Source organism: Micromonospora sp. NPDC004336 (genome assembly GCF_053602615.1).
Window position 1 is genome coordinate 52,360 of sequence record NZ_JBSGDY010000004.1, and the last position, 15,002, is coordinate 67,361.

Below are 15,002 nucleotides of genomic sequence, written 5' to 3' on the forward strand. Positions count from 1 at the left end.
GGCTAGGGGGCCTGGGAGGCGACGACGACCGCGTCGGGCGGGGTGTCCGGCACGGTACGGGCGGCGAGCCGGCGGACGGCGGTGTTCAGCACGGCGATCAGCGGCACGGAGACGAGCGCGCCGGTGATCCCGGCGAGGACCACGCCGGCCGCGATTCCGATGATCACCGCGAGCGGGTGGATGGCCACCGCGCGGCCCATGATCAGCGGCTGCAGGAGGTGCCCCTCGACCTGCTGCACCCCGATCACGACACCGAGGATGATCAGCGCGGTCACCGGGCCGCTGTCGACCAGGGCGACCAGGACCGCCACGCCGCCCGACAGGGTGGCGCCGACGATCGGGATGAACGCCCCGAGGAAGACCAGCGCGGCGAGCGGGAAGGCGAACGGGATGTCGAAGACGACGAGGAAGATGCCGATGCCGACCGCGTCGATGAAGGCGACCAGCACGGTGGCCCGCACGTAGGCGACAAGCGTCGACCAGGACGCCCGGCCGGCGTCGTCGACCTTCCAGCGGGCGGCCACCGGCAGCAGCCGGACCAGGAAGCGCCAGATCCTGCTGCCGTCCCGCAGGAAGAAGAAGGTCGCGAAGAGCACCAGCAGGGTGCCGGTCAGCACCTCGGCCAGCGTGGCGGCGGTGGACAGGGCGCCGCTGGTGAACTTCTCGGTGTTGTTGTTGATCCAGTCCTGGCCCTCTTCGATGTAGCGGTCGAGCTGGCCGTCGGAGAGGTGCAGCGGGCCGTTCTTGAGCCAGTCCTGGATCTGCCGGACGCCCTCCGAGGACTTCTTGCTCAGCTCCGGCACGCCCTGGATGAACTCGTTGACCACCAGGGTCAGCGTGCCGACCACCGCGGCCAGCCCGCCGACCAGCACCACCGCGGTCGCCAGCGAACGGGGCAGGCGGGCCCGCAGCAGCCAGCCGACCGCCGGCGCGAGCAGCGCCGAGAGCAGCAGCGCGATCGCCAGCGGAATGACCACGATCTTGATCGTGCCGACGATCCTCAGCAGGGCCCAGGCGACGACGCCGATCACGATCAGGCGCCACGACCAGGCGGCGGCGATCCGCAGCGCGTGCGGCACGTCCGCGTCGTCGCGGCTGGAGGTGGAGTTGTGCATCGCCGCGGGCGGCTCCGCGCCGACCACGGTCGCGGACGGCGGCGCCACCGGGCCCGGGGACGTCGGCGAGGCCACGCCGGCCGGCCCGGGAGCGTCGGTCGGGTCCGTACGGCGGGCGCGCACGGACTCGCGGCTCGACTCGTACGCGCGACGCAGCCGTCCGCGTACCCGCTCGAAGCGGCTCAAGCGCACCTCCTGGCAAGAGAAACGGCGCCTGCCCACCCGGTGGGCGGACAGGATACGTGCGACCACGCCACCGTATGGCAGTTCCGCCACCCAATGCCCCCCGCCCCCGAGGCGTAACCGCTCAGGGCCGGCCGACCGGGACACGGTAGCGTTTCCGGCGTGACCGCCGACAAGAATCTCGACTCCGGCCTGCCGATCCGTCTGCTGCACGACCGCGTGCTGGTGCGGATGGAGGGGAGCGAGGGTGAGCGCCGCTCCACCGCCGGCATCGTGATCCCGGCGACCGCTGCCGTGGGCAAGCGCCTGGCCTGGGCCACCGCCGTCGGGGTGGGGCCGAACGTCCGCGCCATCGTCTCGGGCGACCGGGTCCTGTTCGACCCGGACGACCGGTCCGAGGTCGAGCTGCACGGCCGTGGGTACGTGCTGCTGCGCGAGCGCGACGTGCACGCCGTGGCCGCCGAACGCGTGGAGAACGACTCCACCGGCCTCTACCTCTGATCCCGCCCCGCCCGCCCAGCCCCGCGCGGCGGCGGGCGCCGGTGTCGTTTGCGCCGCTCCCGGCCGGGAAGCCAGCTGCACCACCGGCCCTGGGGAGGGGCGATGCCGGTATTCGTGAAGAAGCTGCTGCTCTGGGGAAGCGTCGCGTTCCTGATCTACTTCATGGCGTTCCGGCCCGAGGGCGCGGCCGAGATGTTCAAGGCGATCGGGGCGGGGCTGATGGCGATGGCGCAGGGCCTCGGTGACTTCCTCACCAGCCTGATGACCTGACGGCCCGGGCCACGGGACGGCGACCCGGGCGGCGCCGGAAGGTGGCCGGCCGGGCCGGTCAGTGGTGGGCTGGCGGCCAGGGCGCCGGGGGGCGCGGGCCGGGCCAGCCGGGCGGGCCGTAACCGGGCGGGCCGTAGCCGGGCGGACCGTAGCCGGCGGGCGGGACCGGCGGCGGGGCGAGCACCACCGGGATCGGCACCACCGGCTCGTCCGGCGCCTCGACCGCCCGCTGCGACCCGTCCGGGAACCGCAGGTGGTAGCGGTGCCCGTCCCAGATCCCGGCCGGCGCCTGCGGATCCCTCCCCACGAAGAACGACCGGTACGCGGTGATCGAGTCCAGCAGCTCCCGTTCCTCCCGCGCCGTCCGTTCCCGGTCCGCCGGCCGGCGGTCCAGGCCGCGCAGGGCACCGTCGCGCAGCAGCGCCAACCGGGTCGCCGCGTACTGGTAGCCGCGCATCGCCCGCAGGCCGGCGTCGCCGGCGACCCGCTTGGCCCACACCCGGGCCGCGTGCCGCCGCCCGAGGCTGCTCAGCGCCGCCACCTCGGGCGGGGTGAGCCAGCCGGCCCGGACGTAGTCCGGCAGGGTGCGCTCGGTGAGCCGCCCCTCCCAGGCCCGCAGCCACACGGCCAGCCCGACCATGCCGAAGAAGACGGGCACCATGACGCCGATGAAGCCGTACAGCATGATCAACGCCTCGCCGGTGGCCTGGGTGAGCGTGGGCAGCAGGTTCCACAGGCCGTGCAGCATCATCGCCAGCAGCAGGCCGGCGATCGGGGCGAGCACCCGCACCCGCCGGTCGGCGGCGCGCGCGGCGATGCCCAGGCCGACGCCGGTCATCGACGTGAACAGCGGGTGGGCGAAGCCGAAGAGCAGGATCCGGACGATGAAGATGGCGATGACCTGCTGGGTGCCGGTCGCCGGCCCGTACCGCTCCACGCCGGTGGCGTAGCCGTAGCCGCCCAGGTAGAGGATGTTCTCCACCATGGCGAAGCCGACCGCGGAGAGCCCGCAGTAGACCAGGGCGTCGGTGATCCCGGAGATCTCCCGCCGGCGGAAGATCAGCAGCAGGATCGGCCCGAGCGCCTTGGTCAGCTCCTCGATGAACGGCGCGACAAGCACCGCGGTCAGCGCCGTCGGCAGCCCCGCGTCCTCGAACAGGCCGGCGGAGAACTCGTTGACGGTCAGCGAGGCGGCCGTGGAGACGAAGGCGCCCCACGCGAAGCAGAAGATCAGGTATTTCAGCGGCTCCGGCTCGTAGCGGTCGAGCCAGAGGAAGCAGCCCACCAGCACCGGAACCGGCAGGATCGCGGCGGCCACGCCGATGAGCAGCGCCTCGACGCCGAGGCTCTCGCCCAGCGTGAAGACCATGAACACCGCGCAGGCGGCGATCAGCAGGACGACCCCGGCCAGCACCAGGGCCCGCCGCCAGCCCAGCCGGCGCAGCGGCATCCGGGGAGCGCCCGCGCCCGGCGGCGGGACGGCGGGCGCGGTCGGCGACGGCGGCAGGGGTGCGCCGGGCGGGGTGTCGGCCATGCGGTCAGCGTAGTCACCCCGGGCCTGCCGGGCCGGTCGCATCGGCGCGCTATGCTGCCGGCAGGTCACGAGCGCCAGCGTCAAGCCCCGGCTTGCTGGCCGGCAACCCTCGTCGAGGTTCGCGGTGGGGTGCCCCGGGTGATGACCGGGCCCGGCCCGATCCGCGCGCCGGGCAAGCGCGGACCCCGCCCGTGTGCCCACCCGGGGTCCCTGGACCCGGAGGTCGGCCGATGACCGTCACCCTCGTACCCCCGACGACGCCGCGCCCGGCGCGCGGCACCCGCCCGCTCGACGTGCTCGGCGTGCCCGGCCAGGTCAACCTGGACTACGCGGCCACCGCGCCGTGCGCGCGGGCCGCGGCCGACGCGGTGGCCGAGCTGCTCCCGTGGTACGCCAGCGTGCACCGGGGCGCGGGAGCGCTGTCGCGGCGCTGCACCCTCGCCTACGAGCGCGCCCGGCAGACGGTCGGCGACTTCTTCGGCGCCCGGCCCGGCGACCACGTGGTCTTCACCCGCAACACCACCGACGCGCTGAACCTGCTGGCCCGGGCGCTGCCCGCCGGCACCACCGTGGTGACCTTCGGCGGGGAGCACCACGCCAACCTGCTGCCCTGGCCGCGCGCCTCGGTCCGGCTGCCGGTGCCGCACGAGCCGGCCGAGGCGATCCGCTCGCTGGCCGCCGCCCTCGCCGAGCTGCGCAGGCCGGGCGCGGGCGGAGGCCCCGGCGGCGACCGTCGCCCGCCCGTGCTGGTCGCGGTGACCGGGGCGAGCAACGTGACCGGCGAGCGCTGGCCGGTGGCGGAGCTGGCCCGGGTGGCCCGGCTGCACGGGGCCCGGATCGTGGTGGACGCCGCGCAGCTCGCCCCGCACGCGCCGGTGGACGTGGCGGCCCTCGACGTCGACTACCTCGCGGTCTCCGGCCACAAGCTGTACGCCCCGTTCGGCGCGGGCGTGCTCGTCGGGCGGGGCGACTGGCTGGACGCCGCCCCGCCGTACCTGGCCGGCGGGGGCGCCACCAGCCACGTCGGGGCGGCCACCCACGACGTACGGTGGGCGACCGGGCCGGCCCGGCACGAGGCGGGCACGCCCAACCTGCTCGGCGCGGTCGCCCTCGCGGCGGTCTGCGCCGCCCTGGCCGCCGCCGACCGGGCCGCGCTGCACGACGCCGAGCAGACCCTGCTGGCCCGGCTGCGTCGCGGCGTGGCGGCCCTGCCGCGCGTGGTGGAGCTGCGCACCTTCGGGCCGGACGCGCCCCGGGTGGGCATCGTGTCGTTCGTGGTCGCCGGCCGGGACTCGGCGGACGTGGCGGCGGAGCTGGCCGGGGTCCACGACATCGGGGTGCGCGACGGCCTCTTCTGCGCCCACCCGCTGGCCCGCCGGCTGCTCGGCGAGGCGGCGGCCCGCAGCGGCCGGCGGGACCTGCCGCCGACCGCCCTGCGCGCCAGCATCGGCCTGGGCAGCACGGCGGAGCACGTGGACCGGCTGCTCGCCGCCCTCGCCGCGCTGCCCTGAGCCGCCTCAGCCGAGCGGCGGCGCGTTGGGCGGCTTCGGGGCGGTGTCGGGTTCGGCGGGGCCGCGCGTCCGATCCTGGTCGCCGAAGGACTGCCGGACCAGGCGGTTCGCCTCCTCCTGGGAGATCCCGGAGGCCACCAGCAGGTCGCTGGCCGTGGTACGCACCTGCGCGATCACCACGCTGCCGGAGAAGCCGACCCCCTCGGCGTACGCCCGGCCGGCCTCGCTGACCGCGCGCAGCGCCCGCTCCCGCGCCTCCTCGGGTTCCTCGCCGACGGCGAACTCGTGCTTGAGCAGGCGTACCGACTCGGCGAGGTGGGCCGTCGCGTCCGGCATCGGCTCCGGGACGGGCTCCTCGTCCTCGATCAGGGTGACGGCGCGCCGGATCAGCGTGCCCGCGTTGCGCATCGCCCGGTCGATCGGCTCGCTGGCCTCGGCGTAGTGGGTGAGTTCGTCCCGCCGGTGCCACCGGGCGGGCGAGAGGATGGCGGTCTCCTTCGCGCCCTCGATCGCCTCGGAGAAGGCGGTGAGCTCCTCCTGGTTGTTCCGCAGCCGGTCCAGCGCCCGCTGCGCCTTGTCCCGGTCCCGCTCCCGCAGGGCCTCCGCGACCGTGTCGAGCTGCCCGGCGAGCAGGTCCAGCGCCGGCCGGGCGGCACGGTTGATCACCCGCAGCGGATTGAGCGGCAGCAGGATCGAGGTGACCAGCAACGCGATCCCGCCGCCGACGAACGCGTCGACGAACCGGGGGATCTCCAGGTTCTCGGTCTTCGGGCTCAGCGTGACGATCAGCACGGCCGTCGCCGCCGCCTGGATGACGATGGAGACGCTGGCGCCGGCGAAGATGGTCAGCACGATCGCGGCGGTCACCACGAGGCCGAGCTGCCACGGCCCGGTGCCGACCAGGTAGATGAGGAAGTCGCCGACGGCGACGCCGACGGCCACCCCGGCGATCAGCTCGACCGTACGCCGGAGCCGCTGCCCGACCGAGGCGGCGAGGGTGCCGACCGCGGAGATCGGTGCGAAGACCGGCTCCGGGTTGCCGAGCAGTTCGTGCGCCGCGAGCCAGGAGAGTCCGGCCGCGAGACCCGCCTGCACCGCCAGGCCCCCCGCCATCCGCACCCGGTGCAGCCGGTCGTGCAGGGTCGCCTTGCCCCGGTGGCGCAGCTTCTCCATCGCGTCGGCGATGCGGGCCCCGTCGACGTCCGCCCCGCCGTCGCGGCGGATGACGCGCCGCACCAGCGACTGTCGACGCTCCCGGGCCATGGCCGGGACTACCCGCGCCACACCGGCTGAATCCTCGCCGACGGCGCGGTGCGGCAGACTCGACCGCGTGGCTGACCTTCTCGACCGGTGGCGGGCTGCGGCCCGGGGCGCCGGGGCGACCGACGCGGCGCAGCGGGACCGGGCCGGCGCCGAGCTGCTGGCGCGCTGGCGGGAGCCCCACCGGCGGTACCACACCGTCGCCCACCTGACCGCCGTCCTCGACGTGGTCGACGCGCACGCGTCGGCCGCCGCGCGACCGGACCTGGTGCGGCTCGCGGCCTGGTGCCACGACGCGGTCTACGACCCGCGCGCCACGGGCGACGCCAACGAGCGGGACAGCGCGGCGCTCGCCGACGCCCTGCTCACCCGGTCGGGGCTGCCGGCCGACGCCGTGGCCGAGGTGCGCCGGCTGGTGCTGCTCACCGCCGGGCACGCCGTCGGGCCCGGCGACGCCGACGGGGCGCTGCTCTGCGACGCCGACCTCGCCGTCCTGGCGGCGCCGCCCGAGGCGTACGACCGCTACGCCGCCGCGATCCGCCGGGAGTACGCGCACGTGCCCGACGCCGCCTTCCGCGCCGGTCGCGCCCTGGTGCTCGAAGGTCTGCTCGCCCTGCCGGCGCTGTTCCGGCTGCCGCCGCTGGCCGCGCGCTGGGAGGCGCCCGCCCGCGCCAACCTCGCCCGCGAACTCACCGCCCTCCGCTGACCCGCGCGGCTCCCCCGGCGTACGGCGGTTCCGTGGTCGCGCCCCCGGGCGGGGGCGGCGGTTCACCGCGCGGGTAGCGAGGGACGGGCGACGGCGGGGGTCCGGTGCGGGCGCGGGCGGACGAGGTGCTTGGGGCGGCGCAGGCCGGCCTGCCGGAGCAGGCGCACCAGTTCCCGGCTCGGCACCACCCGGGCGCCCAGCCAGACCGCCGCGGCGAAGCGGTCGGCGGGGATGTCGTAGTGGTCCCGGTCGAAGCCCCGGCGGGGCACCCCCAGCGCCTCGGCGAAGACGTGCAGCTCGGCGAGGGAGACGTCGCTGATCAGGTGGGACCAGAGCCGCCCCCGCCACGGCCAGGCGGGCCGGTCCAGATAGAGCATGCGGGCCAAGTTACCCGGCGCGAGGGCCGGTTGTCGGTCGCGCGCGGCCGACCGTAGCCTCGGCGGCATGGCCGCATCCCCCCTCCTCGACGACCTGCGCGCGGCGTGCGGCGACGACGCCGTGCTGACCGACCCGGACCTGCTGCGGATGCACGAGCGGGACGAGGCGGACCTCTGCGCGGCCGGCACGCCCCTGGTCGTGGTCCGCCCCCGCGACACCGGGCAGGTCTCCGCCGTGCTGCGGGCCGCCGCCCGGCACGGGGTGCCGGTGGTGCCGCAGGGGGCGCGGACCGGGCTGGCCGGGGCGGCCAACGCCGTCGAGGGCGCGGTGGTGCTGAGCACCGTGGCGATGGACGCGATCCTGGAGATCGACCCGGTGAGCCGGATCGCCGTGGTGCAGCCCGGCGTGGTCAACGCGACGCTCGCCGCCGCCGTGGCGAAGCAGGGGCTCTGGTATCCGCCCGACCCCGGGTCGTGGGAGTCCTCCACCATCGGCGGCAACGTCGCCACCAACGCCGGCGGCATGTGCTGCGTCAAGTACGGCGTCACCACCGAGTACGTGCTCGGCCTGGAGGTGGTGCTCGCCTCCGGCGAGGTGCTGCGCACCGGCCGGCGTACGGCCAAGGGGGTCGCGGGCTACGACCTCACCAGCCTCTTCGTCGGCTCCGAGGGCACCCTCGGGGTGATCACCGAGGTGACCGTGGCGCTGCGTCCCGCCCCGGCGGAGTCGCTGACGATGGTGGCGGTCTTCCCGTCCACCGCGGCGGCCGGCGCGGCCGTCGCCGAGATCGCCGCCCGGGGCCTCTCCCCCAGCCTGCTGGAGCTGCTGGACCGGACCCACCTGCGGGCGATCGAGGCGTACCGGCCGATGGGCCTGCGGACCGACGCCCAGGCGCTGCTGCTGGCGGCCGCCGACACCGGCGCCCGGGCGGCCGACGACCTGGCCGGGCTGGCCGCCGTCTGCGAGGCCGCCGGCGCCGACGAGGTCTACGCGGCCACCGACGCCGTGGAGGCGGCGGCCCTGCTGCGGGCCCGCCGGCTCGCCCACCCGGCCATGGAGAAGTTCGCCGCCGACGCCTACCCGGGCGGCAACGGCGGCCTGGTCATCGACGACGTGGCCGTGCCCCGGGGCGCGCTGGCGGCGCTGCTCGACGGGGTGGCGCGGATCGCGGTCGAGTGCGACGTGCCCATCGGCGTCGTCGGGCACGCCGGCGACGGCAACATGCACCCGAACATCGTGGTGGACCGGGCCGACCCGGCGAGCCTCGAACGCGGCCGGCGCGCCTTCGACGAGATCATGCGGCTCGGCCTGGAGCTGGGCGGCACGTGCACCGGCGAGCACGGCGTGGGCCTGCTCAAGCGGGACTGGCTGGCCCGCGAGATCGGCCCGGTGGGCGTCCGGGCGCACCAGGCGATCAAGGCCGCGCTGGACCCGGCCGGCCTGCTCAACCCCGGCAAGGTCCTCTGACCGGTCCCCGTGCCGGATCAGTCGGTGATCCCGGCCGGGGTGCCCGGGCGGGCAGCAGCGGGATCTCCGGGTCGAGCGGGCCGGTCGACGGCGCCCGCGGAGCGGTCAGCGGGACGAGGACGGTAGCTCGACCGGGTCGTCGTCGGAGCCCCGGTCGGCCGCGAAACCCCGGACGTCGGGCGCGCCGAGCCGGGCGGCGTCCGCCGTGGCGTCGTCGGGCATCAGCTGGGACTGCCGCTCCGCCTCCACCCGCGCCCGGTAGTGCTCCACCTCGCGGGCCCGGGTGGCCTCGTCCCAGCCGAGCACGGCGCCCATCAGCTCGGCGGCGTGCCCGACCGACTCCAGGCCCCGGTGGGCGGTCTCGAAGGAGATCCGGGTCCGCCGGGTGAGCACGTCCTCCAGGTGCAGCGCCCCCTCGGCGCGCGCCGCGTACGTCACCTCGGCCGCCAGGTATTCCGGGGCGCCGGCCAGCGGGGAGGCGAGCAGCGGGTCGGCGTCGATCAGCGCGAGCAGGTCGAGGGTGAGGGTGCCGTAGCGCTCCAGCAGGTGCTCGACCACCCCGACCGGCACGCCGTGGCGGCGGGCCAGGTCAGCCCGGTCCCGCCACATCGCCGGGTAGCCGTCGGCGCCGAGCAGCGGCAGGTCGGCGGTCCGCGAGGGACGTACGGCGCCGAGCCGGTGGGCGGCCCGGTCGACCACGTCGGAGGCCATCACCCGGTACGTCGTGTACTTCCCGCCGGCGACCAGCAGCAGCCCGAGCATCGGCTCGAATACGGCGTGCTCGCGGGACAGCTTCGAGGTGGAGTCGGCCTCGCCGGCCAGCAGCGGCCGCAGCCCGGCGTAGACGCCCTCGATGTCGGCCGTGGTCAGCGGCCGGTCCAGCACCGTGTTGACCTGTTCCAGCAGGTATTCGATGTCCCGGGCGGAGGCGGACGGGTGCGACCGGTCCAGCCGCCAGTCGGTGTCGGTGGTGCCGATGATCCAGTGGCCGCCCCACGGGATGACGAAGAGCACGCTGGTCGCCGTACGCAGGATGAGCCCGGCCTCGCCGGTGATCGCCGAGCGGGGCACCACCAGGTGGACCCCCTTGGAGGCCCGGACCCGGATGCCGGGGCGCAGCCCGACGTCGTTCAGCATCCGCGACATGTCGTCGCTCCACACGCCGGTGGCCGCGATGACCGTGCGGGCGCGCACCTCGAACTCGGCGTCCGGGGAGCCGGCGGGCGCCTCCAGGTCGCGGACGCGGACGCCGGTGACCTCGCGGGCCTGCCGGATCAGCCCGACCGCGCGGGCGCTGGTCACCACGGTCGTGCCGAGGCTGGCGGCGGTGCGGGCCAGGGTCACCACCAGCCGGGCGTCGTCGACCTGCCCGTCGTAGTAGCGGATCGCGCCGGCCAGCGCGTCGGCGCGCAGGCTCGGGAAGACCCGGCGGGCGCCCTCGCGCGTCAGGTGGCGGTGCAGCGGCATGCCCCGCCCGCCGCCGAGGAGCCCGGCGAAGGCGTCGTACGCGGCCACGCCCGCGCCGTAGTAGGAGCGGCGGAACAGCCGGGCGGGCAGGTCGCGTACGCCCCGCCCGCCGGGCAGCGGGACCAGGATCGGCACCGGCCGCACCAGGTGGGGCGCGAGCCGGGTGGCGAGCAGCCCGCGCTCGGTGAGCGCCTCGTGCACCAGGTGGAACTCCAACTGCTCCAGGTAGCGCAGGCCGCCGTGGATCAGCTTGCTGGAGCGGCTGGAGGTGCCGGCGGCGAAGTCGCGCGCCTCCACCAGGGCCACCTTCAGCCCCCGCGAGGCCGCGTCCAGGGCGGCGCCCGCCCCGGTCACCCCGCCGCCGATGACCAGCACGTCGAAGCGTTCGGCCCGCAGGCGGCGCAGGTCGGCGGCCCGGCGCTCCGGGGAGAGCTGGCCGGCCGCGATTCGGGACACGTTGGGGTCACGCACCCGTCCACGGTAACCGTCGTGGCCGCTCCGGCCACACGCCGGCCGCGCCGTACTGTCGGGGCATGGAGGTCGGCCCCCCGTTCCCCGCTCACCAGCCCGCCCCGTTCCCGCCGGCCGCGCCGGCCCGGCCGAGCCCGTGGGCGGTGGTGGCGGCGGTGGCGGTCGGCTGCTGGGCCGTCTGGTTCGTCCTGGTCGGCCAGCTCGGCGGGTGGCTGGCCGACCAGATCGTGCTGGCCTCCGGGCTGGACCGCGTGGTGTGGCTGTGGCCGGCCACGGTGCTGTTCACGGTACTGCTGGTCGGCGCGCCCGCGCTGGCGCTCGCCCTGCTGCCCCGCTCGGCGGCGGTCCGCGCCACCGGCCGGGCCTGGCTGGCGGCGGCGCTCGTGCTCGGCGCGCTGGGGCTGCTCCGGGCGATCCCGCCGGTGCACCACGAGGCGTACCTCGCCGCGCTGGCCGCCGCCGCGGCCCTGGCGACCCTCGTCCTGCGGGCGGTCGCCCGCCGCGCGGCCGCCCGGCCGGCCCCGACCGTCACCCTGCTCGGGGCGGCCGGCGGGCTGGCGCTGCTGCTGCCCTGGGTCTGGCTGGGGGCCCTGGGCGGCCTGCTGGAGACGGTGCTCGCCGGGCTCGCCGCCGCGGCCCTGGGCGTGCTGGCCGGGGAGCTGCTGGACGACGCCTTCTGGGCCCGCTTCGCCGGGGACGTGCCGCCGCGGCCGGCCCGGCTGGTGCTGGTCGGCGGGCTCGTCGCCGGGGTCGCCCTGCTGCTGCTGGCCGCCGGGGTCGGGCAGTCCGGCGCCCAGCTTCCCCTGCTGCTGACCCTGCCGCCGGCCGGCTTCGCGCTGGCGGCCCTGCACGCGGCGGCCCGCCGGCCGGCCACCGCCACCCCGGCCGGCCCGCCGCACGCCGGCCCGCCGGGCGCCGCCCGCGCCGGCCTCTCGGACACCGCCAGCCCGGCCGGCCCGCCGCACGCCGGCCCGCCGGGCGCGACCCACGCCGGGCTCTCGGACACCGCCCACGCCGGCGCGCCGGGCGTCGCCGGGCCGGCGGGCGCGCGCGCCGCGATCCGCTGGCTGGTCGGGCTCGCCGTGTTCGGCCCGCTGGCCTTCACCGACCCCGAGGAGATCACCCTCGTCCTGGCCGCCACCCGCGACGTGCCGTTCTGGGTGGCCGCCGCCGCCGGCGCCGGGCTCGCCGTCGCGGCCGTGCTCGCCGTGGCGTACGGCGTGCTGCTGGCCCGGCCCCGCAGCCGGCGGCCGAGCCGGCGGGTGGCCGCGGTGACCGCCGCCGCCCTGCTGGTCGCGGTCGGCGTGGTGGCCGTCGGCGCCGGCCAGCCCGGCCTGCACGGCGAGCGGTTGTTCGTGGTGCTGCGCGAGCAGGCCGACCTGCGCGGCGTCCCCCCGACGACCGGCCGGGCCGGCCGGGACGCGCGGGCCGGCGAGGTCTACCGCCGCCTGGTCGACACGGCCGAGCGGACCCAGGCCGACCTGCGCCGGGACCTGCGCCGGCTGCGGCTGGACCACACCCCCTACTACCTGGTCAACGCGGTCGAGGTGGACGGCGGGCCGGCGGTGCGGGCCTGGCTGTCGCGTCGGCCGGAGGTGGCCCGCGTGCTGGTCAGCCAGCGGGTACGGCCGCTGCCCGCGCCGGCCGGCAGCAGCAGCGGCTCCGCGCCCGCGCCGACGGGCCCGGAGTGGAACGTCCGGATGATCGGCGCGGACCGGGTCTGGTCGCAGCTCGGCGTCGACGGCTCCGGCGTCGTCGTGGGCAGCTCGGACTCCGGGGTGGACGGCGGGCACCCGGCGCTCGCCGGCGGGTTCCGGGGCGGCGACGACTCCTGGTACGACCCGTGGGACGGCACCCGGTCCCCGCGCGACCGGGGCGGGCACGGCACCCACACGGTGGGCAGCGCGGTCGGGCGAGGCGGGATCGGGGTGGCCCCCGGCGCGCAGTGGGTGGGCTGCGTCAACCTGGACCGCAACCTGGGCAGCCCCGGCCACTACCTGGACTGCCTCCAGTTCATGCTGGCGCCCTTCCCGCCCGGCGGGGACCCGTTCACGGACGGGCGGCCGGCGCGCGCCCCCGAGATCCTCACCAACTCGTGGGGCTGCCCGGCGATCGAGGGCTGCGACCCGCGGGCGCTCAGCCCGGCCACCGCCGCCCTGGACGCCGCCGGCATCCTGGTGGTCGCCGCCGCCGGCAACACCGGCCCGTACTGCGGCTCGATCGACGACCCGCCCGCGCCGTACGGGGACGTGCTGACGGTCGGCGCGGTGGACCAGCAGCGCCGGGTGACCAGCTTCTCGTCCCGGGGACCGGTGCCGGGGGCGACCAAGCCGGATCTGGTCGCGCCCGGCGACGAGGTGCTGTCGGCGATGCCCGGCGGCGGGTACGACTCGCTCAGCGGCACGTCGATGGCGACCCCCCAGGTGGCCGGCGTGGTGGCGCTGATGTGGTCGGCCAACCCGGCGCTGGTGGGCGACCTGCCCCGGACCCGGCAGATCCTGCGGGACACCGCGACCCGGGCCGAGGCGACGTACGCCTCCCGGACGGCCACCTGCGGCGGCGACGCGAACATCACCGGCGCCGGCCTGGTCGACGCGTACGCGGCCGTCCGGGCGGCGCGGGGGTGAGTCAGCCCAGCCGGTCGAGGAGCTCCAGCGACCGCCGCACCACCAGCGCCGTCGCGTCCGCGTCGTACGACGGCAGCGCGCTGTCGGTGAACAGGTGCCGGTCGCCCGGGTAGACGTACAGCTCGGCGAGGTCGGGGCCGACGACGCCGACCAGCTCGCGGGCGGCGTCGAGGTCGCCCTCCAGCGCGAAGAACGGGTCGGCGTCCATGCCGTGGACCTGCACCGGAACCCCGGCGGGCCAGGGGCCGACGGCCCATTCGCCGGTGACGGGCAGGCAGGCTTCGTAGAGCAGTGCGCCGCGAACGCCGGGGCGGGTCTGGGCGAGCCGCTGGGCGGTGGCGGCGCCCCAGGAGAAGCCCGCGTGGACCAGGCCGTCGGGCAGCTCCGCCACGGCCCGGTCGGCGCGCTCGCGGAGCACGTCGCCCCCGATGCTCCTGGTGAGCGCGAGGCCCTCGTCGAGGGTCGCCGGCCGCGCGCCGTCGAACAGGTCGGGCGTGTGCACGCCGTGCCCGCCGTCCCGCAGCCGGTCGGCGAACTCCCGCACCCCGTCGGTGAGCCCGTGCAGGTGGTGGAACAGGACAACTTCGGCCATCTCGTACACTCCGGTTCACGAACGACAACGATCGAATGGTCCATTATCCTAGAACGGTCGAAAAATGTCGAGCAATGAGCGCATCCCCGACTACGACCTCGACGAGATGCTCGTGGTCACCGCGCCCGCGCAGCTCCGCGCGCTGGCCGACCCCCTGCGCGCCACGCTGTTGGAGCTGGTGCTGGAGCGGGCCGCCACGGTGACCGAGCTGGCGCGGGCGGTCGACCGGCCCAAGAGCAGCGTCGCCTACCACGTGAACGCGCTCGTCGACGCCGGCCTCCTGCGCGTGGTACGCACCCGGCGGGTGCGGGCCATCGACGAGCGCTACTACGGCCGGGTCGCCCGCACGTACTACATCGGCGCGCTCACCCGCCCCGAGGACAAGCGGGTCGCGACCGGCGTCAACGGGCTCGCGGAGGCCGTCGCCGAGTCCGCCGCCGCGCACGCCGCCGACGACCTGCGCTGCACCCTCGTCCACGCCCGCATCCCCGTCGAGGAGGTGCGGGCGTTCTGGGCCGAGGTGCAGGCGCTGGCCCGCCGCTTCGCCCAGATCCCCCGCTCCGGCGACCAGGTCTACGGGTTCGTCGCCGGCCTCTACCCGACGGACGCGCCGACCCTCCCCGAGCCCGGCGCCGAGGCCGAGGCCGAGGCCAAGGGCGAGACCGGGGCCAGGGTCCAGGGCGAGACCGGGGCCGGGGCCGAGGGCGAGACCGGGGCCGGGGACGAGGGCGAGGGCGAGTCCGGGGCCGGGGACGAGGGCGAGGGCGAGGGCGAGACCAGGGCCGGGGCCGGGGCCCGCCCGGCGGAATGACGGTGACCGGCCCGTGGGCGGCCCGACGGCGCCGACATGGACCCGTCTCGGCGAAGCCGACAGGTCCCCTTCTTAACAGAAACGCCCCGGTGATCTAGGGTCGGCGTCC

The 15,002-nt window shown here is 76.7% G+C and carries 13 protein-coding genes and 1 riboswitch; of the genes, 7 read left to right on the top strand and 6 right to left on the bottom strand.

Features of this window, described 5'->3' with window-relative positions:
• Positions 1 to 2: 2 nt before the first annotated feature.
• Positions 3 to 1,445 carry an AI-2E family transporter gene (locus tag ACWENR_RS01930; protein ID WP_452275194.1) on the bottom strand — a complete coding sequence of 481 codons (1,443 nt, stop codon included), beginning with the start codon at positions 1,443 to 1,445 and terminating at the stop codon, positions 3 to 5.
• A 15-nt stretch (positions 1,446 to 1,460) separates the two neighbouring features.
• Here ACWENR_RS01930 and ACWENR_RS01935 point away from each other — a divergent pair, with 15 nt between their 5' ends.
• Positions 1,461 to 1,799: a GroES family chaperonin gene (locus ACWENR_RS01935; protein WP_350686889.1), complete on the top strand. Its 339-nt coding sequence runs from the start codon at positions 1,461 to 1,463 to the stop codon at positions 1,797 to 1,799.
• 102 nt (positions 1,800 to 1,901) lie between these two features.
• The gene (locus ACWENR_RS01940) at positions 1,902 to 2,069 is read left to right on the top strand and encodes a hypothetical protein (RefSeq protein WP_350706900.1); all 168 of its coding nucleotides are present in this window, start codon (positions 1,902 to 1,904) and stop codon (positions 2,067 to 2,069) included.
• A gap of 58 nt (positions 2,070 to 2,127) precedes the next feature.
• Here the strand turns inward: ACWENR_RS01940 and ACWENR_RS01945 are convergent, their stop codons facing one another.
• Complete coding sequence (locus tag ACWENR_RS01945) at positions 2,128 to 3,603, bottom strand: PrsW family intramembrane metalloprotease (RefSeq protein ID WP_452275195.1); 1,476 nt, start codon at positions 3,601 to 3,603, stop codon at positions 2,128 to 2,130.
• 63 nt (positions 3,604 to 3,666) lie between these two features.
• Positions 3,667 to 3,788: riboswitch (SAM riboswitch) on the top strand.
• A gap of 45 nt (positions 3,789 to 3,833) precedes the next feature.
• Here ACWENR_RS01945 and ACWENR_RS01950 point away from each other — a divergent pair.
• Positions 3,834 to 5,114, top strand: coding sequence for an aminotransferase class V-fold PLP-dependent enzyme (locus tag ACWENR_RS01950; RefSeq protein ID WP_452275196.1), 1,281 nt, complete (start codon positions 3,834 to 3,836; stop codon positions 5,112 to 5,114).
• Between the two features lie 6 nt (positions 5,115 to 5,120).
• Here ACWENR_RS01950 and ACWENR_RS01955 read toward each other — a convergent pair whose 3' ends face one another.
• Positions 5,121 to 6,377: an FUSC family protein gene (locus ACWENR_RS01955; protein WP_452275230.1), complete on the bottom strand. Its 1,257-nt coding sequence runs from the start codon at positions 6,375 to 6,377 to the stop codon at positions 5,121 to 5,123.
• A 67-nt stretch (positions 6,378 to 6,444) separates the two neighbouring features.
• Here ACWENR_RS01955 and ACWENR_RS01960 point away from each other — a divergent pair, with 67 nt between their 5' ends.
• Positions 6,445 to 7,080 (top strand): HD domain-containing protein, encoded by a 636-nt coding sequence (locus ACWENR_RS01960; protein WP_452275197.1) that lies wholly within the window; start codon positions 6,445 to 6,447, stop codon positions 7,078 to 7,080.
• 62 nt (positions 7,081 to 7,142) lie between these two features.
• On the opposite strand, the gene ACWENR_RS01965 is transcribed toward ACWENR_RS01960, so the two are convergent.
• Positions 7,143 to 7,457 (bottom strand): DUF4031 domain-containing protein, encoded by a 315-nt coding sequence (locus ACWENR_RS01965; RefSeq protein WP_452275198.1) that lies wholly within the window; start codon positions 7,455 to 7,457, stop codon positions 7,143 to 7,145.
• Positions 7,458 to 7,524: 67 nt separating this feature from the next.
• On the opposite strand from ACWENR_RS01965, the gene ACWENR_RS01970 reads away from it, so the two are divergent.
• Positions 7,525 to 8,925 (top strand): FAD-binding oxidoreductase, encoded by a 1,401-nt coding sequence (locus ACWENR_RS01970; RefSeq protein ID WP_452275199.1) that lies wholly within the window; start codon positions 7,525 to 7,527, stop codon positions 8,923 to 8,925.
• Between the two features lie 105 nt (positions 8,926 to 9,030).
• Here ACWENR_RS01970 and ACWENR_RS01975 read toward each other — a convergent pair whose 3' ends face one another.
• The gene (locus ACWENR_RS01975; protein ID WP_452275231.1) at positions 9,031 to 10,848 is read right to left on the bottom strand and encodes a glycerol-3-phosphate dehydrogenase/oxidase; all 1,818 of its coding nucleotides are present in this window, start codon (positions 10,846 to 10,848) and stop codon (positions 9,031 to 9,033) included.
• Positions 10,849 to 10,925: 77 nt separating this feature from the next.
• Between ACWENR_RS01975 and ACWENR_RS01980 the strand changes: the two genes are divergently transcribed.
• A complete protein-coding gene (locus ACWENR_RS01980; RefSeq protein WP_452275200.1) occupies positions 10,926 to 13,490 on the top strand; it encodes a S8 family serine peptidase in 2,565 nt (854 codons plus the stop codon).
• A gap of 1 nt (position 13,491) precedes the next feature.
• On the opposite strand, the gene ACWENR_RS01985 is transcribed toward ACWENR_RS01980, so the two are convergent.
• Entirely contained in the window at positions 13,492 to 14,082 is a 591-nt protein-coding gene (locus ACWENR_RS01985; RefSeq protein ID WP_452275201.1) for a dienelactone hydrolase family protein, read from the bottom strand.
• A gap of 64 nt (positions 14,083 to 14,146) precedes the next feature.
• On the opposite strand from ACWENR_RS01985, the gene ACWENR_RS01990 reads away from it, so the two are divergent.
• Positions 14,147 to 14,893: an ArsR/SmtB family transcription factor gene (locus tag ACWENR_RS01990; protein WP_452275202.1), complete on the top strand. Its 747-nt coding sequence runs from the start codon at positions 14,147 to 14,149 to the stop codon at positions 14,891 to 14,893.
• Positions 14,894 to 15,002: the final 109 nt, after the last annotated feature.